This is a genomic window from Rhodoferax sp. GW821-FHT10B06 (assembly GCF_059415605.1).
Genome location: NZ_JBWKNO010000002.1, coordinates 1 through 19,740, shown reverse-complemented (window position 1 = coordinate 19,740; position 19,740 = coordinate 1). Strand labels below are relative to the sequence as shown.

General features: G+C 56.3%; 18 protein-coding genes and 2 pseudogenes. 12 read left to right on the top strand and 8 right to left on the bottom strand.

Features of this window, described 5'->3' with window-relative positions:
- Positions 1-41: 41 nt before the first annotated feature.
- The 3 genes from AC07O2_RS02880 to AC07O2_RS02870 are packed head-to-tail and all read left to right on the top strand — an operon-like array spanning position 42 to position 2,031.
- Complete coding sequence (locus AC07O2_RS02880; RefSeq protein WP_495074243.1) at positions 42-671, top strand: hypothetical protein; 630 nt, start codon at positions 42-44, stop codon at positions 669-671.
- Positions 671-1,273 carry a cytochrome b/b6 domain-containing protein gene (locus AC07O2_RS02875; RefSeq protein WP_495074242.1) on the top strand — a complete coding sequence of 201 codons (603 nt, stop codon included), beginning with the start codon at positions 671-673 and terminating at the stop codon, positions 1,271-1,273. The genes AC07O2_RS02880 and AC07O2_RS02875 overlap by 1 nt, the downstream gene beginning before the upstream one ends.
- Positions 1,270-2,031: a molybdopterin-dependent oxidoreductase gene (locus tag AC07O2_RS02870; protein ID WP_495074241.1), complete on the top strand. Its 762-nt coding sequence runs from the start codon at positions 1,270-1,272 to the stop codon at positions 2,029-2,031. The genes AC07O2_RS02875 and AC07O2_RS02870 overlap by 4 nt, the downstream gene beginning before the upstream one ends.
- A 1,045-nt stretch (positions 2,032-3,076) precedes the next feature.
- On the opposite strand, the gene AC07O2_RS02865 is transcribed toward AC07O2_RS02870, so the two are convergent.
- Entirely contained in the window at positions 3,077-3,553 is a 477-nt protein-coding gene (locus tag AC07O2_RS02865; protein WP_495074240.1) for a MarR family winged helix-turn-helix transcriptional regulator, read from the bottom strand.
- Between the two features lie 55 nt (positions 3,554-3,608).
- On the opposite strand from AC07O2_RS02865, the gene AC07O2_RS02860 reads away from it, so the two are divergent.
- Positions 3,609-4,058: a cupin domain-containing protein gene (locus tag AC07O2_RS02860; RefSeq protein ID WP_495074239.1), complete on the top strand. Its 450-nt coding sequence runs from the start codon at positions 3,609-3,611 to the stop codon at positions 4,056-4,058.
- A gap of 57 nt (positions 4,059-4,115) precedes the next feature.
- Positions 4,116-4,394, top strand: coding sequence for a hypothetical protein (locus AC07O2_RS02855; RefSeq protein ID WP_495074238.1), 279 nt, complete (start codon positions 4,116-4,118; stop codon positions 4,392-4,394).
- Positions 4,395-4,613: 219 nt separating this feature from the next.
- Here AC07O2_RS02855 and AC07O2_RS02850 read toward each other — a convergent pair.
- Positions 4,614-4,876, bottom strand: a pseudogene (locus tag AC07O2_RS02850) (IS30 family transposase); the annotation flags it as partial.
- Between the two features lie 321 nt (positions 4,877-5,197).
- Positions 5,198-5,986 carry a FadR/GntR family transcriptional regulator gene (locus tag AC07O2_RS02845; protein ID WP_495074237.1) on the bottom strand — a complete coding sequence of 263 codons (789 nt, stop codon included), beginning with the start codon at positions 5,984-5,986 and terminating at the stop codon, positions 5,198-5,200.
- A gap of 535 nt (positions 5,987-6,521) precedes the next feature.
- Between AC07O2_RS02845 and AC07O2_RS02840 the strand changes: the two genes are divergently transcribed.
- The 5 genes from AC07O2_RS02840 to AC07O2_RS02820 are packed head-to-tail and all read left to right on the top strand — an operon-like array spanning position 6,522 to position 12,204.
- Positions 6,522-7,475: a dihydrodipicolinate synthase family protein gene (locus tag AC07O2_RS02840; protein ID WP_495074236.1), complete on the top strand. Its 954-nt coding sequence runs from the start codon at positions 6,522-6,524 to the stop codon at positions 7,473-7,475.
- Between the two features lie 30 nt (positions 7,476-7,505).
- Positions 7,506-8,618 (top strand): BMP family ABC transporter substrate-binding protein, encoded by a 1,113-nt coding sequence (locus AC07O2_RS02835; RefSeq protein ID WP_495074235.1) that lies wholly within the window; start codon positions 7,506-7,508, stop codon positions 8,616-8,618.
- Between the two features lie 14 nt (positions 8,619-8,632).
- On the top strand, positions 8,633-9,709 hold the full coding sequence (locus tag AC07O2_RS02830) for an ABC transporter permease (protein WP_495074234.1): 1,077 nt from the start codon (positions 8,633-8,635) through the stop codon (positions 9,707-9,709).
- A gap of 2 nt (positions 9,710-9,711) precedes the next feature.
- On the top strand, positions 9,712-10,638 hold the full coding sequence (locus AC07O2_RS02825; RefSeq protein WP_495074233.1) for an ABC transporter permease: 927 nt from the start codon (positions 9,712-9,714) through the stop codon (positions 10,636-10,638).
- A 36-nt stretch (positions 10,639-10,674) separates the two neighbouring features.
- Positions 10,675-12,204, top strand: coding sequence for an ABC transporter ATP-binding protein (locus tag AC07O2_RS02820; protein WP_495074232.1), 1,530 nt, complete (start codon positions 10,675-10,677; stop codon positions 12,202-12,204).
- Between the two features lie 238 nt (positions 12,205-12,442).
- On the opposite strand, the gene AC07O2_RS02815 is transcribed toward AC07O2_RS02820, so the two are convergent.
- Genes AC07O2_RS02815 through AC07O2_RS02795 form a run of 5 tightly spaced genes read right to left on the bottom strand, consistent with a single transcriptional unit; the run spans position 12,443 to position 17,996 of the window.
- A complete protein-coding gene (locus tag AC07O2_RS02815) occupies positions 12,443-13,453 on the bottom strand; it encodes a transketolase family protein (RefSeq protein WP_495074231.1) in 1,011 nt (336 codons plus the stop codon).
- Positions 13,450-14,295: a transketolase gene (locus tag AC07O2_RS02810; protein ID WP_495074230.1), complete on the bottom strand. Its 846-nt coding sequence runs from the start codon at positions 14,293-14,295 to the stop codon at positions 13,450-13,452. The genes AC07O2_RS02815 and AC07O2_RS02810 overlap by 4 nt, the downstream gene beginning before the upstream one ends.
- Before the next feature lie 33 nt (positions 14,296-14,328).
- Complete coding sequence (locus AC07O2_RS02805) at positions 14,329-16,179, bottom strand: TRAP transporter large permease (protein WP_495074710.1); 1,851 nt, start codon at positions 16,177-16,179, stop codon at positions 14,329-14,331.
- An 8-nt stretch (positions 16,180-16,187) separates the two neighbouring features.
- Positions 16,188-17,210, bottom strand: coding sequence for a TRAP transporter substrate-binding protein (locus AC07O2_RS02800; RefSeq protein ID WP_495074229.1), 1,023 nt, complete (start codon positions 17,208-17,210; stop codon positions 16,188-16,190).
- A 36-nt stretch (positions 17,211-17,246) separates the two neighbouring features.
- Positions 17,247-17,996 (bottom strand): SDR family NAD(P)-dependent oxidoreductase, encoded by a 750-nt coding sequence (locus AC07O2_RS02795; RefSeq protein ID WP_495074228.1) that lies wholly within the window; start codon positions 17,994-17,996, stop codon positions 17,247-17,249.
- A 117-nt stretch (positions 17,997-18,113) separates the two neighbouring features.
- Here AC07O2_RS02795 and AC07O2_RS02790 point away from each other — a divergent pair, with 117 nt between their 5' ends.
- Both AC07O2_RS02790 and AC07O2_RS02785 read left to right on the top strand, forming a co-directional pair.
- Positions 18,114-19,001 (top strand): LysR substrate-binding domain-containing protein, encoded by an 888-nt coding sequence (locus AC07O2_RS02790; protein WP_495074227.1) that lies wholly within the window; start codon positions 18,114-18,116, stop codon positions 18,999-19,001.
- Positions 19,002-19,135: 134 nt separating this feature from the next.
- Positions 19,136-19,660, top strand: a pseudogene (locus AC07O2_RS02785) (ATP-binding protein); the annotation flags it as partial.
- Between the last annotated feature and the right edge of the window lie 80 nt (positions 19,661-19,740).

The window sequence follows — 19,740 nt, the reverse complement described above, 5'->3', positions numbered from 1 at the left end:
TTGCATAGACTTGCGCTGTCTTCCACTATTGAAAGCTTCAGATGCGTAAACTAGACGGGCTCCTCAACACCTTGATGATACCGGCGCTACTTGCCAGCGCCTTGGTAATCAGCGCTACGGCTACCATGGCACAAGAGGTACCGCCCATCGGGGTGCGCGGCGCGATCACTGCAGTCGATGGCGACGCAATGAAAATCCACACCATCCGCGGCGAAGATGTGACTGTAAGCCTGACAAAAAGCACCCAAATCCGTGGTGTAACGCTCGCCAATATCAGCGAAGTCGTGCCCGGCAGCTACATCGGTTCCGCAGCAACCCCCCAGCCGGACGGCTCCCTCAAGGCGCTGGAGATTCACGTCTTTCCGCCTGACATGCGTGGCACCGGTGAAGGTCATCGCGCATGGGATCTCGGCAAAAACGGCACCATGACTAATGGCACCATTGGCGATCTCGTTGTAAGCAATGGCCGAACTATCATCGTCAAGTACAAGAGTGGCGAGAAGAAGATCGTGATACCGGAGGACGTGCCTATCGTTAAACTCGAATTCGGCGACCGTTCACTACTTGTGCCGGGCACAAAGGTCGTGCTGCTCGCAAAGAAGGACGCGGGTGCGAATTTGAGCGCACTCTTTATCTCCGCAGGTAAAAACGGCGTTACGCCGCCAATGTAATGCATATACACCCGTTTGCGGTTCGTATTGCGCACTGGACCAACGCCCTTGCTTTGGCGTGTATGGCGATGAGCGGCTGGGGCATTTACAACGCCTCGCCAATCTTCCGGTTCAGCATCCCAGCCTGGGCAACGCTGGGAGGGTGGCTCGGCGGCTCGGTTGCCTGGCACTTCACGGCGATGTGGTTACTTGTTGTCAACGGCCTGTTCTACGTGGTTTACGGTTGCGTCAGTGGGCACTTCAAGCGACATTTTCTGTCGCTGCGGGGGCGCGAAATCGCCCGTGATGCGCTACTCGCATTGCGTGGGCGTTTACCTCATCAGCCTGGCATCTACAACGCGGTTCAACGGTTGCTCTATGTGGTTGTCCTGTTACTGGGTGTACTTGTCGTCGCCTCGGGCCTCGCGATCTGGAAGCCGGTGCAGTTCGCTGCGCTCGCCGAGCTATTCGGGGGGTTCGACACGGCGCGCTCGATACACTTCATTGCGATGGCGGGCATCGTTGGCTTCGTCGTCATTCACCTCGCATTGGTCGCTATCGTGCCACGAACCTTACTGCCCATGGTGACCGGGCGTTCACATCGCGCAGCGATCAGCTCATGAGTTCAAACCGAAAACTTCCGCGCCCGGTGCTCGCTGATCACGCCAGGCAGTTCGTAGACTTGGAGCGTCGGCTGATGCTGCGTTCATCCCTCTCTATCGGCGCACTAACGATGCTTTCGGGTTGCAATCTGCAGGACGGTGATCGGGTCGATCGCGTCCTGTGGGCGATGTCGCGTTGGAATGATCGCACGCAGGGGTGGCTCTTCAACCCAAAACGCCTTGCACCAACCTATGCGGCCAGCCAGATTACGAAGCCGTATCCGTTCAACGCGTTCTATCCGGAGTTCGATGCGCCTGAAATTGAGCTCTCGACTTATCGGCTTGAAGTCTCCGGCCTAGTCTCTGACAAACGATCTTGGACGGTCGAACGCCTGCGCCAATTGCCACAAGCGGCGCAAATCACTCGCCACATCTGTATCGAAGGCTGGAGTGCAATTGGCGAATGGCGGGGCGTACCGTTCCGCACATTTTTGGAGCGCATAGGAGCAGACACAACGGCGCGTTACGTTGGCTTTAAGTGCGCCGACCGCTACTACTCGAGCTTAGACATGGCAACCGCGTTGCACCCACAAACGCTGTTGGCACTCGATTTCGGCGATGCGCCGTTGCCTACCCAATATGGCTTTCCCTTGAAGCTGCGCGTGCCGACCAAGCTCGGCTTCAAGAATCCAAAGCACATTGCAGCCATCTTCGTAAGCAACACCAACCCTGGTGGCTATTGGGAGGATCAGGGCTACAACTGGTACAGCGGCCTGTGACACTAATTAAGACAATGGCGATGCGCGCTGACTTTGAATGTTCCTCCTAATGACTCGCGCTAAAGCGAAGGAGCAACGAAAGCTTTGTCTATCCATGCGAGTGGCGCGAGGTCTTCGAGGGGGAGGGCATACGGTCCAATGGTTTCGGCGTTCGAAATCAGATGGAACGGGCGTCGCTGATGCATTGGCAAGACATGTCCGTCGAACTTCGTTGATCGGCATGTTGTTCGACGTTGACCGTATAGCTGCAATCTACTCCGATTGATCGAATGGCGACAAATGTTGATCGAAAATCAACGAAATTGCTTTTCGTTGGTTGAGATAATTGCCCACTATTATGGACAGCATAAACGTTGGCATGACCACTCCCCTTTTTCTTGCAAGGTCATCACTCTCAGTTGTGTGGCCAGCCGTTGTCCCAGTCTCGACCCGATTGAGGACAACTGCAATTGTCCGCATAAATAACCTTCGCGCTATGCGCCCGCCTATGATGGCCATTGCGCCTACGCAGTATCCGAAGGCCGTAAGAGCGGAGGCATTCCGGAGTTATGGCAGGTCGTCGGAGGGCATTTGTATCTGCTTTGCTCTAAGTCGGCATTTGATAAGTGGACATCGGAGTTCGACACACGGTTGGTGCGGGCAAATGAGAACTGGTTGAAGCTGGAAACATTACCAGCTGCCCGTCCTAACCCAGCGCCATCGCCGACACATGCGTCGGCACCTGCCACGCCCTAGCGGAAAAATCTGACGCTTGGCCCTACAGTGATACAGGCGATGCTATGGCAGTAGGCAAAGGTTGGGGCTATGGCTGAATATCATCCTGGATCTCGGCGGATCATCTAAGGGGATGCACCCGCCAAACAAGCTAATGCTGCCCGCGTTATTGTCCTTTTTTATGACGCACCGAAAATCACATCGAGCACTTGCAGCTCGTCATCTGACAGGGATGTAAACAGCATGGTCATGGGGGCGATGTTGGCAAGTAGCGGTTTGCCCTCTGTTCGATTCAGACCGGGCATTCGTAACTCAAGCGCCTCTGAAGTGCTCAAGCACCATTTGTCTTGCCCAACCAAACCGATAAATCCATCAGCGCATCCTTCAGTGCGTTGAAACGCGGCCTGCCAAGGTGCTCCATCCACTCCATTTCAACGACTTCAACACAGTTACGCATGAGTTTCAGCATGGATGCGCCGCGCTCGGTCATATGCACAACGGCGGACGCAGCGGTTGGCCCGGCGTGACGCTTTATGTAGTCACGTCTTTCCAGCTCGACTAGAACGTAATTCATGGCTTGGCGGGACATGTTGCATCGCCTGGCCAGCTCTATGGGACGTTGTCCATGCGGCCCTGGATACATGAATACAGATAGCTCAGTTGCAGACACATCAAAACCTTGCTCGTTGACCGTTTTCAGCATACGCAGCACCACATGTTCGCGAGGAATCCGCAGCAATGCGCCTATGAGTGGTTTCCCAATATGGGGAGTTTGGGAGGCAGGAGCTTTTTTGATGGAGTTGGCCATTTGGTAAAAATTCTGTACACTCAATCTGTAAAATAATTTTACATAGGAGTGTGTCATGGAAACGAACGCAACGCCAGGCGACCGCAATGTGGTCAATGTGGGGCAACTTGAAATCCGCTACTTACAAGGGGCAACCAATGCCAGTCGCATGGGGTGTTTTGAGCTGACGGTTCCACCTGGTTCCAACGTTCCCCTGCCTCATAGCCACGCAGCAAGCGAGGAACTGATCGTCGTATTGGAAGGGACCTTGCGCTTTACTGTGGGAAACGAGACACGCGACTTGCAGCCGGGCCAAAGCATGTCGACACCACCGGGTGAAACACATGGATTTAGCAACCCCCATGCGGTGATCGCAAGAGCCCTGGTTGTCAATACACCCGACATCGGCATTGGATACTTCCAAGATATGGCCGCAATCATCAACGCAGGCGGGCCACCGGACAAAGCCAAGTTGCTCAGCACGATGCAGCAATACGGCTTGGTACCCGCTGTGCCTCGTTCCTAGTCAGGCTGCCAAAAACGGATAGATCAAATTCACCAGCACGCACAGAAAGGACGCACCATGACAATTTTGCTCACCAGTGAAATACAAGGGCAAACACAGCAAAGCTACGACGACATGATTGATATGCTGAGAGAGCCTTTGAAGCAGGCAGATGGGTTCGTTATGCACACGGCTCATCCCATTGAGGGTGGATGGCGCATCATGGAAATATGGAAATCAAAAGACCAGCTGGATCGATTCTTTGCGAAGTATGTCGCACCCAATATTCCTTCGGGCGTCCAGCCAAAGATTGAGGTGAAATCTCTCCACAGTCTTGTAACACCCGAAATGGGATGAGCGTAATCTGAATGAAATTCCGTCCAGAGGAGTCCGCAGAATGCGGGACACCTGTATGGCTCGTCACCCGTCGCACAATTGGCGTGCTTCCGGTTTACAGTTGAATTTGCATGCACCATGCATGCGGATCGTGGAATTGGGCATTCAGATAGCAGCCACTCGTGAGGACTCCTTGCGCTGCTAAAACTTCCCTGCCTACGGCCGCTTCAGGCGGCGGATTCAACCGGTCAATGCAACACATTCGCGGAACATCTCAGCGGGCGTAGAAAGCCGAGCGTCTTGCACGGCCTCTCATTCAATTGTCTCGCAATCGCGTTGAGTTGTAGCTGTGAGTAGCCCGAGATATCGATGCCCTTTGGCATGTATTGCCTGAGCAGCCCATTGGTGTTCTCGTTACTGCCGCGTTGCCAGGGACTGTGAGGATCACAGAAGTAGACCTGGATATCGGTGGCCATCGTGAATTGCTTGTGACCGTGCATCTCCAGGCCCTTTTTTAGCAGTTCATTGGCCTTGTTCAAGAGGTCCTGCTCAAGCCGCAGCTGCTGGACTTCGCGGCACAGGACCTCAACCTGGCGCTCAAGCTCTTCGCGCTCTCGCTCCTGCGGGGATTGATTGGTGCGTTTCATGGATGCAAGTGTCTCACGTCCCAGAAGCTGGTTCTTCTAGTTGTACAACGTTGGCCCACACTGCCAACGACGGCCGTCCTGGTGCTCCTAGTTGGATTGACTGTCTCTCAGGCGTTCAACATGCTGTTTACAGCGTTGAAAAGTAAAGGACAAATCACATTTGAGGGCGCGGATTTGCTAAGAAATGCTGGACAACGCGGTCGAGTGTTGACCACTCGGCAGCATCAACTGTTTGACATCGGCCACGACTTCCATTTGGTGCATGTGAGTTTCTGCATCGGCCATATGTTCCTCCATCAGGGCATGCACCTTATCCGCATCCTTCGCATGAAAGGCCAAAAGCAATTGCGTGTGGTAATCAACATTCGCCTTACCAAGCTCGTGACCGTCCAAGGCATTTTTGTAAACCATCAGATCGGTTAGAAGATCGTTAAGAAATCGGCAGACGAACGCCAAAACAGGATTGGTGCAACACTCAGCAAGGATAGAGTGAAAAGCAAGTTCTGCCTCGCGGTGAGCGCGTAACTCTTCTGCGTTGGTTACCGGCATCGCACAGAATTTAATATTTTCTTGCAACCGCTCAAGGTGACGCGGTGTCAAAAGTCCCACGACGCTTGCGGCAAGTGCTGGCTCAAGTACTTTGCGCAGTTGATAGATGTGATGTCCGTTCAAGGTATGGAAATGCAGGAAATTTCGCAACGGTTCGGAAGCATGTTCGTGCGTCATTTCCTGTAAAAATGCACCACCACCAGGACCTGTACGGATGGAAATCAACCCACGAACCTCGAGAGCCTTCAGCGCTTCCCTCACCGTACTCTTCGAATAACCAAACAGCTCAACCAGTTCCTTTTCGTTGGGTAGCTTATCGCCTGGCTGTTTGCGTTCTGCAACGATCCAGCGTTTCACATCTTCGACGATTAGATCGGAAAGTTTCTGGCGGGTTCCCCTGCGCGGCGCCATGGTCATGCGTTGTCCTGTGGTTCAAATTCACATGATAAACCGGATAGAAAAAGGGCCGTCAATCCCCTGACGCCATGGCCGACACTGGGAAATTATTTCGCACCAACCGAATGCGGCTAAATAGTGGCTCATCGTATGTGGTCTACAGACGAGCCGAGGGCTCCATGTCCTGCAGCTCCGGGGCGTAATCCACCATCTATGACTTGGGGACTGCAGTATGCATTACGCACCTAGCCCGCGATTGGTCGCATCATCCACGCGCCGCTAGCAGCGGCGTTACACACAAGCGCCTTTCTGTCCTTTAGCAACTGCTGGTACATACCGCTCTTACAGCGGCTGATCAGTTCGCAGCGCTTCTTTATCAGTCTCTAGGGCAGATAAGGAGTTACCTAAGTGCACACAGTATGGATGCCACCGCGCGCATCACCCGAAAAACCTTTAGCACATATAAATTTTTTCCACAATACGCCATTGTGCCTATGCATTTAACCTATTTATACGGTTAAATTTACAACATCAACTCGAACCGCTTAAATTTTTTATGACAACCGCTCAGCCAAGAACAGCCCTGTGGGCCGCAATTCCCACACCCTTCTCCCCCAGCTTGGCACTTGACGAAGATGGAATACGGCACAACACGCAACGATATATCGATTTGGGATTGCGTGGCATCTTCTGCAATGGCTTGATGGGGGAAGTGTGGGCGCTGAGTCATCCTGAGCGACGAAGAGTTGTTGAGGTGCTGATCGACGAGAGCAAAGGACGGCTCGGTATCTCAGTTGTCGTTTCGGCATCGTCCCTTGAAGAAACGCTGGAACTGGGTGCTCACGCAAAAAAAGTAGGCGCCGAACACGCCGTGTTGATGGTACCCACATCTGGACCCAGATCGGACCAGCAGCAGCTTGACTATTTTCGGTACATCTGCACTCGGCTGGACATGCCGGTGGTGATCTTCAATGCGGCAACTGCAGCAGGCAGCCCTCTGAAACCCGAGGTGTTCTCGCAGCTCTGCGAAATCCCACAGTTGAAGATGCTGAAAACCACGGCGTATGCTGAGAACGATGCGCTTCGTCTAGCTGCGCGAAACGGAGTGGTCGTCAGCGATCCACTGGAAGAACATTTTTTTGCAAGCTACACGACCCATGGTCAGCGCATTCTGTATGCGGATCCCGAACCGTTCCTTTACCAAGTCCCCGGCTACCGCCCCCTAAGGGACTACACGGAAAAGCTCGATTTGGGCCTTAAGACACAGGCTGAAAGGGATTTTGCGGCACTCGCTGAACTTCGCAGCGTGTTCAACAACTGGGTAATGGCCCCATTGATGCGCGGCCACATGCCATGCGCAGCGCTCAAACATTGGTGCAATCTGATCGGTCTTGCAGGTGGTTCCGTGCGCCAGCCACTGCATTCATTGTCGAGTGCCGACAAGCAAAAACTGGAAACCGACCTGAGGAACTGCAATGCACCCGGTCTGACCTTCTCCGTACGCAATTGATCTTTTTTCCCCTTAACTCCTGGAGCTCAGATGAACACCCATCCTATTGACCGTCGATCACTTTTGAAACTGCTTGCAGCAGCCGGTACCGTGCCTTATGCGCTAGGCCAAAGCACCGCCCATGCGCAAACACCGCTCACCGTAGGGATTCTTTACTCTGGTTCGAAGCAGGACTATGGGTACAACCAATCTCACGCCCAAGCGGCTTTGGCGCTCAAGAAGGTGCCGGGCATCAAGGTGGTCGAAGAAGAGCGGGTCCCTGAAACGATCGCCGCTCAGCGCAGCATGGAGGGGATGATTCGGCAGGACGGTGCCAAGCTTATCCTCGCCACATCTTTCGGCTACTTCAAGCCCCATGTCCTCGAGATGGCAGCCAAGTATCCGGATGTGACCTTTGCCCATACAGGCGGTGTGTGGCAATCCGGCATGCCCGAGAACGTCGGAACGTTCTATGGCTACATCTTTGCGGCCCAGTACCTTTCCGGCGTCGTCGCAGGTCACATGACGAAGAGCAAAAAGCTTGGTGTCGTCGCCGCGAAGCCGACTCCCAACTTAGTTCGCAGCATTAATGCCTTCACGATCGGAGCGCGCTCGGTCGATCCGACGATTCAAGTTCAAGTCATTTTTACAGGGGACTGGGTACTCCCGGTTCGGGAAGCCGAGTCAGCGAACACTCTCGCCGACCAAGGCGTCGATGTCATTGCCTGCAACGTCGATAGCCCGAAGGTGGTAGTGGAGACGGCGGAGAAACGAGGGGTGATGTCCATCGGGTATCACTCAAGTCAAGCGGATGTCGCACCCAAGCTGTTTCTTACCGGGGCGGAGTGGAACTGGATTGAGCCCTACATGGCGTTCGTCGATGGCGTGCGCAAAGGAAGCAAGCCGACTCACTATCTGCGCGGCGGACTGACGGAAAACTTTGTGAAGAACACGCCGTTCGGCAAGGTGGTCTCTCCACAGGCCAGAGCTGCGGCAGACAAGGCGCGATCAGAACTGATCGCGGGCACCCGGATCATCTTCAATGGACCGCTGAAAGACAACAAAGGTAACGTCGTCATTCCAGCGGGAACTGCGCTTAGGGATAACGATCGGGCACTCGATCCGATCAACTATCTCGTCGAAGGTGTGATCGGCCAGATGTAAAGAAGAACTGCCCCATGCAATCGACCATCCCCATTCCGCCGGCCAAGCCAGCCTGGACACTATCGCCCCTTCAGATCAGCGCCTTGTTGCCCGTCTTGGCGGTGCTTGCAGCCTCGGCGGTATTTGCGGGCTTTGTGGCGTTCTACGGCCGCAATCCCCTGGAGGTTTTCAGCCTCATCATGCAGGGAGGGTTCGGCAGCAGCTTCGCCTGGCAAGACACGCTTTCTCGCGCCGCGCCACTTATCCTTGTGGGCTTGGCAGTGGCCATTCCAGCCCAGGCTGGGCTGGTGATCATCGGAGGCGAAGGAGCGCTGGTGATTGGAGGTCTTGCAGCGGCGGTTGTCACATTGCCGTTTGCAAGTTCGTTTCCGCTGTCCATGCAAGTTGCCATGTTGGCCGCAGGTGCTTTGGTGGGTGCGGCGTGGTTTGCCGGCGTGGGCGCATTGCGCCAGTTCCGAGGATTGAACGAGACCATTTCAAGCCTGCTCCTGTCCTACATTGCGCTTGCAGCCTTCCACCATCTTACGGAAGGCCCACTGCGCGATCCGGCGAGTTTGGACAAACCCTCCACGCACCCCATCAACACGCAATACATGTTGCCGGTAATACCAGGAATTGACGTGCACGTTGGCTTGGCGATCAGCATCTTGCTCGCAGTGCTTGCCTATGTGGTGCTGCGCTTCACGCATTGGGGATTCGCACTGCGCGTCGTCGGCGGGAGCACCCGGGTGGCGAAGATGGTCGGTCTGGCGGTCAACCGCTGGGTGATCGGTGCAACCGCAGTGGGGGGCGCCATGGCCGGTTTAGCCGGAGCCATTGAAGTCGCCGCCGTGCAGGGTACCGCCAACTCTTCCCTCATTGTTGGCTATGGAAACAGTGGCATTTTGGTGGCATTTCTCGCTCGCCACCACCCGCTGGCGATCATTCCAATCGCCTGTTTGATAGGTGGAATGCAGGCGAGCGGCAGCCTTCTGCAACGTCGACTAGAACTTCCGGATGCGACCATCCTGGTCTTTCAAGGTCTGATTTTTGTCTGCGTGCTGGTTGGCGATGCGCTTGCGCAGAAGCTCAACGAGTCAAAAAGGAGTTGATGATGGAAACCACCACCCTTGGATGGGCTACCTTGCCCCTCGCCCTTCTCGGCGGCGCCATCCGCGTCTCCACTCCCTTCATTTTTGTGAGCCTCGGCGAACTCGTGACCGAAAAGTCAGGTCGAATCAACCTTGGCTTGGAGGGGAATCTTGTGCTGGGCGCAATGGCTGGGTATGCCGTTTCGTTCCTCACCGGCTCACCTTGGCTCGGTGTCCTCGCCGCAGGCATGGCAGGTATGTTCTTCGGTTTGCTACACGGCCTGCTGTGCAGTGTAAAGCGGGTCAATGACACCGCCATCGGCATTAGCCTCATGGTGCTGGGCACCGGCTTGGCTTTCTTCTGGGGAAAGCCGTTTATCGAACCCAAGGCGCCAGCACTGCCGTCGATTCCACTCGGGTTTTGGTCGGATATTCCGCAACTGCGCTCGGCATTGGACATCAACTCACTTTTTTTCGTCGGCATCTTTTTGGCGATCGCTGTCTACGTTTTCCTCAATCGCACTGGCTGGGGATTGGTGTTGCGTACCGTCGGAGACAGTGAGGATGGTGCGCGTGCCCTTGGCTTCCCCGTACTGGGCATTCGAATTGCAGCGACGATGTTCGGAGGCTTTCTCGCCGGTGTTGGTGGCAGCTTCCTCTCGTTGTCATATCCAGGCAGTTGGAGTGAAGGGCTTTCCAGTGGACAAGGGATCATGGCTGTCGCGCTCGTCATCTTCGCACGATGGCGTTCGATGAGCGCACTCGGCGCCTCCCTCCTGTTTGGGGCGGCCGGTGCATTGGGCCCCGCTCTTCAAGGCGTCGGGGTCACCGGCTATTACTACCTGTTCAATGCCGCGCCGTATGTCCTCACGCTGGCGATCATGATCGCATCGACCTCCCGGGCCGCGCCGTTTGCCGATGCACCTGGTGAACTGAGCCTGCATCGATAACCCGACTGACCTACGCAACATTCCCAAGGAATAACCATGAACGCGCTCAAACTAGACCTTGTGGGCATGACGAAAATTTTCGGATCGATCGTTGCCCTGGACCATGTATCGCTGTCAGTCGCGGCAGGTAGCGTCCACGCTTTACTTGGAGAAAATGGCGCTGGCAAGAGCACATTGGTGAAATGCCTCGTTGGTTTCTATCAACCCGACGAAGGTCAGATCAGTATCGATGGGAGCGCACACCGAATCGCATCACCGAAAGACGCTGATGCATTGGGTATTGGCATGGTCTACCAGCATTTCACACTGGTGCCATCCATGACGATTGCACAGAATCTCGTGGTTAGCCGTGCCAAATTACCAGGGTTCATCAACTGGAAAAAGGAGCTTCAGGTTCTGGATGAACTGACGAGTCGGCTGCCTTTTCACCTGAACCTCAACATCCGTACGTCGCAGTTGTCAGCTGGCGAAAAACAGAAGGCCGAACTGGTCAAACAGTTGTATCTTGGTCGCCGTCTTCTGATCTTGGATGAACCCACTTCGGTTCTGACACCGCAGGAGGCCGACCAAGTGCTTGGCTACGTGCGAAGCCTCGCGAAGGATGGCCAGGTAAGTGCAATCTTGATTACGCACAAGTTTGATGAGGTACGCCGTTACACCGATGATGTGACGGTACTGCGTCGCGGAGCGGCTGCATGCAGCGCGTCTGTGTCACTACTGTCCAATGATCAGTTGGCTGAAGCCATGATAGGTGAGCCGTTTTCAAAACGGACCGACTCCCTCGCCGTTCGAGCGACAACGGTGGGCGGTGTAGCGCTTTCCGTTAACAACCTTACGGTCAAGAACGATCTTGGGCTGTCAGCGGTGCATGACCTGGGCATTGAAGTGCGCGCGGGAGAGATCGTGGGTGTTGCAGGCGTGTCTGGCAACGGGCAGCTTGAGATGGTTGAGGCCCTAATGGGGCAACGAGACCGTGCTGGAGTCGTCAAGGTGGCGGGCCAAGAATTCCACGGAACCCGGAAGGAAATTGCGCGCCTTGGGGTCTACGGCCTACCACAGGAACCACTGAAGAACGCTTGTGTGGCCCGCATGTCGCTGGCTGAGAATCTTGCACTACGCAACTTTGACCGTCCACCGCTACGGCGGGGCATTTTTCTTTTACGTAAACCCCTTATGGAACAAGCAGCACGTTTGGTCAAACAGTTCCGTGTCAAAACGCCTGGACTTGAGGCACGCGTGAGCTCGCTGTCTGGCGGAAATGTACAGCGCGCAGTCCTTGGCCGAGAGCTGAACAAAAACATGAAACTGTTGATTGCGTCCAACCCAACGTTTGGCCTCGACTTTATGGCGTGTGAAGAGACACACAATCGAATTCTCGATGCGCGCAACAACGGTGCCGCCGTGCTGCTCATTTCCGAAGACTTGGATGAATTGATCAGTTTGGTGGATCGCGTCGTCGTCATGAACGCTGGTCGAATCGTCTATGAGACTTTGGCCAAAACGGCGGATAAGCTCGTCATTGGCAAATTTATGGCAGGTACTGACATAGCTCCGGCCTTGTTCTGAATACTGCAGCAAAGTACGATCGCAGTAGTAGCTCCCCTGATTGGCGGTCCTGGGTGTTAGAGCCGATCCAAAACTGACCAACTGGGGGTGCGGATAAAAACTTGGACTACCTGAAAGTAGTTCATGTATTCCTACGAAGATCGAATTCGAGCAGTCAAGCTCTACATCAAACTGGGCAAGCGAGTCGCAGCGACCATTCATCAGCTGGGATACCGCCGCGCTCACCGATGCTTTTACGTCAACCCAGCCACTTGCGCACGCGCTGGCCCAAGACCTCACGGCTGATGCCATAGCGATCATGCAGCGTGGGCAAGGCTCCGGCATCCAAATACTGATCGGGTAAGCCAGCCAACTCGAATCCCGCCGGCTGCACCCGATTGCGCAGCAGGGCACTGGAAACCGCCTCACCCAGCCCACCGATGACAGAATGGTTCTCAGCAACCACCACCAAGCGATGCTGGTATTTGACGGCTTCAATGATGGCGGCCTCATCCAGCGGCTTGATAGTCGGGCAGTGCAGCACGGCCACACCAATGTTGTCCTTGGCCAGATCAGCAGCTACTTCCAGCGCGCGCATCGTCATGATGCCGCTGGAGATCACCAGCACATCCGCACCTTCGCGCAGCATCTTGGCCTTGCCCAGCTCGAACTTGTAGCCCTCCACTTCATCCAGCACCATGGGCACGCTGCCACGCAGCAGGCGCATATAGACCGGGCCCTTGTGGGCGGCGATCTGAGGCACGGCCTGTTGGATATCCAATGCGTCGCAGGGGTCCACGATGGTCAGGCCGGGAATGCCGCGCATCATGGCGATGTCTTCGGTGGCCTGGTGGCTGGGGCCGTAGCCGGTAGTCAAGCCCGGCAAGGCGCAGCACATCTTTACGTTGAGGTTTTCTTCCGCAATCACCTGGTGGATGAAGTCATAGGCGCGCCGGGTGCCGAATACCGCATAGGTGGTGGCAAAAGGCATGAGGCCTTCCTTGGCCATGCCGCCGGCCGCTGCCATCAGCAGTTGTTCGGCCATGCCCATCTGGAAGAAGCGCTCCGGGTAGGCTTGGGCAAACAGGTGTATGTCGGTGTACTTGCCCAGATCGGCGGTCAGGCCGACGATTTCGGGGCGGTTGGCGGCCAGCTCGACCAGAGCCTTGCCAAAGGGCGCCGCGACAACCCGTTGCCCCTCGGACGCAATTGAGGCAATCATGGCGGAGGTAGTCAGACGGGGTTTCTTTTCTGCGGTGGGGGTGTTCATGCCTTGGCTCCTTCTGCCTGTGCGTCGTCAAGAATCTGGAGGGCCTTTTGCCACTCCGGCGGGTCCACGCGAATGAAGTGATTTTTGTCACGGGTCTCCAGGAACGGAACGCCTTTGCCCATCAACGTGTTGAACAGGATCACCCGTGGTTTGGCTTCGGTCAGATTGCGCGCGGTGTCAAAAGCGTTCAGCACAGCAGCCATGTCATTGCCGTCTACCCGTTGCACATGCCAGCCAAAAGCCAACCATTTGTCGGCCAGCGGCTCAAAGCCCATGATCTTGGTGGACGGGCCATCGGCCTGCTGGTTGTTGATGTCCACCAGGCAGATCAGGTTGCCCAGGCCATGGTGGGAGGCGGACATGGCCGCCTCCCAAGTGGAGCCTTCGTCCAGCTCGCCGTCGGACATGGAGTTGTAGACAAAAGCCTTGCTCTGCTTATGGCGCAGGGCCAGTGCCATGCCCACGCCAATCGGCAAGCCCTGCCCCAAGGATCCGCCGGAAATTTCCATGCCAGGCGTGTAGCTTGCCATCCCAGACATGGGAAGGCGACTGTCATCGCTGCCATAGGTTTCCAACTCGTCTTCGGCAATGATCTTCGCTTCGATCAGCGCCGCATAATGGGCAATGGCGTAGTGGCCGTGCGACAGCAGGAAACGGTCGCGCCCTTCCCATTCGGGATCAGCGGCGCGGATGTTCATTGCATGGCCATAGGCCACGGCCAGCACGTCGGCCCAGCCCAAGGCTTGGCCGATATAGCCCTGGCCCTGGACCTCACCCATGCGCAGGGCATAGCGACGAATGCGGTACGCGCAGTCTTTGAGTTTGGTGGTGGAATCAGACATGATGTCCTTTGCAGTGAAGTAGAAATCTTTTGATCAACCCAGAAGGCCAATCGAGAACCAGGGCACAAAGGCCACGAAGATCAGGCCCGCCAGCAACGCGCCCAGATAGGGCCATATGCGCTTGACGGCGACATCGGGGTGCACTCGGCCAATCGTGCATGCGGCGTAGTAGCCCAGACCAAAGGGTGGCGCAAACAGGCCAATGCCCATCGCCAGAATGATCACCATGGCGTAATGCACCTCATGCACGCCAATGGCTCTGGCTACCGGGAACAGGAGTGGGGCGAACAGCACCATGGCCGGGATGCCTTCGAGCACACTGCCCAACACCACAAATGCGGCGATGGACACCATCAGGAAACCGTACTTGCCACCCGGAACACTGGTCATCAGATGGGCCAGGCTGTGTGAGAAGCCCGATTGGGTCAAAGCCCAGGACATGCCCGTTGCTGTACCGATGATGAACAGGATGGCACCCGACAAGGCGGCGGTATCCACCAGCATGGGATAGAGGCGTTTCCAGTCAAAGCGGCGGTAAATCAACAGGCCAGCAAACACTGCGTAGGCAATGCCAATGGTCGAAACTTCCGTCGCTGTGGCAATGCCTTCCACCACCGCTGTACGGATCAGCACCGGCAGGGCCAGCGCAGGCAGCGCGATCAAGAGGGTGCTGCCCACCACCTTCATTGGCGCACGTTTCAGGCCCTGCGTCACTTCGGCGCTTCTAAAGCGTGACAGCACGGCCAGGATGATGGCCAGCACTACGCCTGGCAGGATGCCCCCGGTGAAGAGGGCGCTGATGGAGATGCCGGCCACGGAACCGATGGTGATCAATACCAGCGACGGTGGGATGGTCTCGGCCATGGCGCCAGATGCCGCCAGCAGCGCGATGAGTTCACCTTCCGGGTTGCCGCGCTTTTTCATCTCTGGTAGCAGCACGGGTGCCACGGCAGCCATGTCGGCAGTCTTGGCACCCGAAATACCAGAGACCAGCAACATGGCGCCGAGCAACACATAGTTCAATCCACCACGCACATGGCCCAGCAAAGACGCCAGAAAATCCACCATGGCCTTGGCCATGCCCGTCATTTCCACCAGGTGCCCCAGCATGATGAAGAGCGGCACCGCCAACAGAATCAGGGAACTCATGCCTTCATCAATGCGGCCACTCACCACCGATAAAGGTGTTGATGTGGTTGTCAGGAGGAAGGCGACCGTGGCCATGCCAAAGCAGAACGCAATCGGCACTCCCAGCAGCACACCGGTACCCAGCATCAGCGCAAAGAAAATGAAGAGATTCCAGTTTCCAATGGACTGCAGCCAGTCAGCGCCCAGGTACAGAACGCTGGCAACGATGGCAATGGTCACACAGACCTTGGCGATTTCAGCAATGCCATGTTGTGCCAGTTTCAGCAGGCACAGGGTCAGCATGAAGACGCCACCTACCGGCACGGCGGCGGCTCGGATCGTATTCGGCCAGGATAGCGCGGGCGTCTGCACCACCCATTCGTCCAGTGCGTATTCAGTCATAGGCCAGATCAGTATGGCTAGCCAGAGCACGGGGATCACAACGGCGAGCACCTCGGCCCGGGACTGAGCGCGTTCACTCCACCTTGACACCAGCGCCGTGGTGCGCATGTGCATACCCCGACGCAGTGCCACGGCAGCCCCCAGATTGGCAAGCCAGAGGAACAAAATGGATGCCAGTTCATCGGCCCAGGGGATGGGGCTGTTGAAGATGAAGCGCATCACCACGCCAGCCAGCAGGACGGCCACTTCGCCGATCACCAGTACCGCAGCAGGAATCTCGATGAAGTGGCCCAGCCAGGCCTCCATGCGCGCCAGGAGGGAGCCCTCCCGGTGTGGGTTGGTAGCAGCCAACATCATGGTGCTTAGCCTAGGCCGCCGACGCTGTCAGACAGCAACTTCCAAGCCTCTTCACCAAACTTGGCGCGCAGGTCCTTGTAAAAGCCGTTTTTGACCAACGCATCCTTGAACGCCTTCTTGTCCGGATCAATCATTTGAATGCCCTTGGACGCCAAGTCCGAGCGCAAGGAGGTGTTGAGCCCGGCAATGTCAGCGCGTTCTTCCGTTGCAGCCTTGTCGAGTTCTCGGTAGACGATTTCCTGGATGTCCTTGGGTAAGCGATCCATGGCCTTGCGATTACCCAAAATCCAGTAAGCGTCCCAAACGTGGTTGGTCAGGCTGCAGAACTTTTGCACTTCGTACAGGCGCGCGGTGCTGATGATGGCCAGGGGGTTTTCCTGGCCTTCGACCAGCTTGGTCTGCAACGCGGAATACAACTCGTTGAAATTGATTGGGGTCGGACTGGCCCCCAGGGAGGTAAACAATGAGGACAGCATGGGTGCAGCGGGCACACGCATCTTCAAGCCCTTCAGGTCGTCGGGTGTCTTGACCGCTTTCGTGGACGTGGTGATATTTCGGAAGCCGTTGTCCCAGGGCTTGGACATGGTCAGCAAGCCAATTTTTTCAATCTGGGCGCGCACATAGGCGCCCAGCGGTCCATCCATGGCCTTCCACACCTCGTTGTAGTCATGGAAGGCAAAGCCGGTGTTGAGGATGCCTGCGGCGGGTACCAGCGTGGAAAGCACCACGCTGGCTTGGTTGAAGAACTCGACGCCACCTGAACGCACCTGGGACAGCAGATCGGTATCCGAGCCCAATTGGTTGGCCGGGAACAATTTGATGTCCAGGCGTCCGTTAGTGGCGTTGCGGATACGGTCAATAGCTTCCTGCGCGCGCTTGTTTACCGGGTGTGAAGGGTCCTGTCCGGTGGCAAACTTGTAGTTGAATTCCGCAGCAAAGGCCGGACGCGATGCGATGGAAAACAGTGGCAGCGCAGAGGCCGCACTCAGCAGCTGGCGGCGGGATATTTTCATGGTGGATTCGGTCATTTCAGTCTCCTCAGTTATGGGTATAGTGCGTCGGGCTTAGTGGATCAGCATGCCACCGTTAACATCCAGAGTGATGCCGGTACAGTAAGCCGACAAGTCACTGGCCAGGAACACGCAGGCGCCCGCGATGTCACTGGCGTGGCCCAGGCGTGCCATGGGAATAGTTGTGGCGATTTCGGCCTTTTTGGCATCGTCGAGCTTGCCCTGGATGATGTCGGTCTCAATCAGCCCCGGCGTGATGCAGTTCACACGAATGCCTTCAACCCCGAACTCCCGCGCCATGGCTTTGGCCAGGCCCAGCACACCGGCCTTGGCGGCGGAATAGTGAGGCCCACCCAGAATGCCGCCGCCGCGCTGTGCGGACACCGATGAGATACAAACGATGGAGCCGGACTGCTGCTTGCGCATGGGGGGGATTACCGCTTGCGACATGTACAGCGTGCCACGCAAGCTCACGTCCAGAATGCGGTCGTAGTCGGCGCCGGTGATCTCCAGCGTTTTGACGGGCTGGGTGATACCCGCGTTGTTCACCAGAATGTCAATGCGGCCGTAGCGGCTGACGATGGCAGCGGCAGCGGCTTCGCATTGGTCTTTGTTGGTCACATCGGTCACCAGGCCTAGGTGATCGGCACCCAGTTGGGCTGCCGCATCGGCAGGCTTGGCACGCTCCAGATCCAGAATCACAACCTTGGCGCCCTGGGCGACCATATGGCGTGCGGTCGCGAAGCCCAGACCGTTCAGTCCGGCGCCACCGGTGATGACGGCAACTTTGTCTTTCAGAAGCATGGGTGGAATCTCTCAGAAGTTGGTGTGAGCGGATTCTCAAATGCCCCCAAGCTGATGACAAGCGATGTTTCATCAGTCTAAGATGATGGATATTCATTTAAAGCAGGGGTTCACCCTATGGCCAGTCTTCCGCCCACATCCAACCTCCAGGCCTTCGAGTCGGTCGCCAGGCGCCGCAGTTTCAGCCTGGCCGCCAACGAGCTACACCTGACTGCCTCCGCCGTCAGTCACCAAGTCGCCAAGCTGGAGCAACACCTGGGTGTGCGCCTGTTCGAGCGCAGTGCCCACGGCGTCAAACTAAGCATGGCAGGAGAGCAATACCTCACCCGGATCAGCGGTGCTTTGATTGCCATCACCGCTGCCAGTGAGGACTTGCGCCAAGGTGTGAGCAACAGTTTGTACGTGCACTCGGCACCCAGCATTGCGAGCCTATGGCTGATGCCGCGCATACGCGCGTTTGCCACGGCCTATCCGGATATTTCTCTGAACCTGTCCGCAGCACACACGCCTAGCGACTTCGCCCTGGGCCAAGCCGACATTGACATCAGATACGGCATTCCTCAATGGCCCGATCTGGTGGTGGAGCCGCTCTTCGAGGAGCGCATTGTTCCGCTGGCAAGCCCTGCCTTTATCAAGGAGCACCGTTTGCGCAGACCTGAACAGCTGCTTGACATCCCCTTAATTCAGAGCAACGTAAGTGTGGTGCAGTGGTCCAACTGGTTCTCAGAATTCACCAACCTGCGCGTACCTGAGCGTTTTGCTGTGCGCTTCGACCGCGCCCAAATGTCACTGGACGCAGCCACACAAGGTCTGGGGGTGGCGCTGGAAAGCACAACGACGGCCAATTTGCATTTAAAAGAACGAAAGCTGCGCCCGGTGTTTTCGATGGACATGGCCATCAAGGTGAAAGCCCATTTCGCGGTTTACCCACCGCGGTACTCCAAGCGCAAACCCGTCGAGGCATTTTTAACCTGGTTACATCAGGAGGCGGCTCAGCAAAACTAGCTATAAAGATTGAGTTGAAGGCAAGATGCCGAGAGCCATAAACCACTTCTGAACGATGTTGAACTAGACCATCACAAAGTCGACCGTAGTGAACGTCCGCAACCAGCCTGAAGCCATCTCCAACGGAATCTGCATTGCAGCGGGCGCGGTCAGCCGTGCCTTCTGGCTGGTGGCCTACCGGCAAGACCCACTTGGCCACTGCGCTGGGAATCTCTGGCTTGACCCACCATTCCAAGCGTGTGCGGTTCTATTCAACATTGGATCTGGTCAACGCGTTGGAGCATGAAAAAGCCAAAGGAATTCCAGGACGCATAGCCCTGAGTTTGATGCGTATGGACTTGGTGATTCTGGATGAACTGGGCTACTTGCCATTCAGCCAGGCAGGAGGTGCCTTGCTCTTCCATCTGCTGTCCAAGCTCTACGAGCACACCAGCGTTCTGATTACCACCAACCTGACGTTTGCTGAGTGGTCGGCCGTGTTCGGGGATGCCAAGATGACCACGGCCTTGCTTGACCGACTTACCCATCACTGCCACATCGTTGAGACCGGCAATGAGTCATACCGTTTCCGGCACAGCTCCAAAGAGGCCAAGGGGAAGATCAAGTCGAGGGAATTACTGCGCAAAGCAGACACAGGTCAGGAGGTCGCAAACTTCTAAACGGCTATGATTACATCTCGCCGCAGGCCTTCCGCATCTCGAGCACGGCGCTGTCGCTGGGGACCACTGGCCAATGGCGG

What these genes read in the sequence shown, in the direction of transcription:
- AC07O2_RS02880 (WP_495074243.1), top strand. Translation starts at nt 42, where the DNA reads ATGCGTAAACTAGACGGGCTCCTCAACACCTTGATGATACCGGCGCTA.
- AC07O2_RS02875 (WP_495074242.1), top strand. Translation starts at nt 671, where the DNA reads ATGCATATACACCCGTTTGCGGTTCGTATTGCGCACTGGACCAACGCC.
- AC07O2_RS02870 (WP_495074241.1), top strand. Translation starts at nt 1,270, where the DNA reads ATGAGTTCAAACCGAAAACTTCCGCGCCCGGTGCTCGCTGATCACGCC.
- AC07O2_RS02865 (WP_495074240.1), bottom strand. Translation starts at nt 3,553, where the DNA reads ATGGCCAACTCCATCAAAAAAGCTCCTGCCTCCCAAACTCCCCATATT.
- AC07O2_RS02860 (WP_495074239.1), top strand. Translation starts at nt 3,609, where the DNA reads ATGGAAACGAACGCAACGCCAGGCGACCGCAATGTGGTCAATGTGGGG.
- AC07O2_RS02855 (WP_495074238.1), top strand. Translation starts at nt 4,116, where the DNA reads ATGACAATTTTGCTCACCAGTGAAATACAAGGGCAAACACAGCAAAGC.
- AC07O2_RS02845 (WP_495074237.1), bottom strand. Translation starts at nt 5,986, where the DNA reads ATGACCATGGCGCCGCGCAGGGGAACCCGCCAGAAACTTTCCGATCTA.
- AC07O2_RS02840 (WP_495074236.1), top strand. Translation starts at nt 6,522, where the DNA reads ATGACAACCGCTCAGCCAAGAACAGCCCTGTGGGCCGCAATTCCCACA.
- AC07O2_RS02835 (WP_495074235.1), top strand. Translation starts at nt 7,506, where the DNA reads ATGAACACCCATCCTATTGACCGTCGATCACTTTTGAAACTGCTTGCA.
- AC07O2_RS02830 (WP_495074234.1), top strand. Translation starts at nt 8,633, where the DNA reads ATGCAATCGACCATCCCCATTCCGCCGGCCAAGCCAGCCTGGACACTA.
- AC07O2_RS02825 (WP_495074233.1), top strand. Translation starts at nt 9,712, where the DNA reads ATGGAAACCACCACCCTTGGATGGGCTACCTTGCCCCTCGCCCTTCTC.
- AC07O2_RS02820 (WP_495074232.1), top strand. Translation starts at nt 10,675, where the DNA reads ATGAACGCGCTCAAACTAGACCTTGTGGGCATGACGAAAATTTTCGGA.
- AC07O2_RS02815 (WP_495074231.1), bottom strand. Translation starts at nt 13,453, where the DNA reads ATGAACACCCCCACCGCAGAAAAGAAACCCCGTCTGACTACCTCCGCC.
- AC07O2_RS02810 (WP_495074230.1), bottom strand. Translation starts at nt 14,295, where the DNA reads ATGTCTGATTCCACCACCAAACTCAAAGACTGCGCGTACCGCATTCGT.
- AC07O2_RS02805 (WP_495074710.1), bottom strand. Translation starts at nt 16,179, where the DNA reads ATGTTGGCTGCTACCAACCCACACCGGGAGGGCTCCCTCCTGGCGCGC.
- AC07O2_RS02800 (WP_495074229.1), bottom strand. Translation starts at nt 17,210, where the DNA reads ATGACCGAATCCACCATGAAAATATCCCGCCGCCAGCTGCTGAGTGCG.
- AC07O2_RS02795 (WP_495074228.1), bottom strand. Translation starts at nt 17,996, where the DNA reads ATGCTTCTGAAAGACAAAGTTGCCGTCATCACCGGTGGCGCCGGACTG.
- AC07O2_RS02790 (WP_495074227.1), top strand. Translation starts at nt 18,114, where the DNA reads ATGGCCAGTCTTCCGCCCACATCCAACCTCCAGGCCTTCGAGTCGGTC.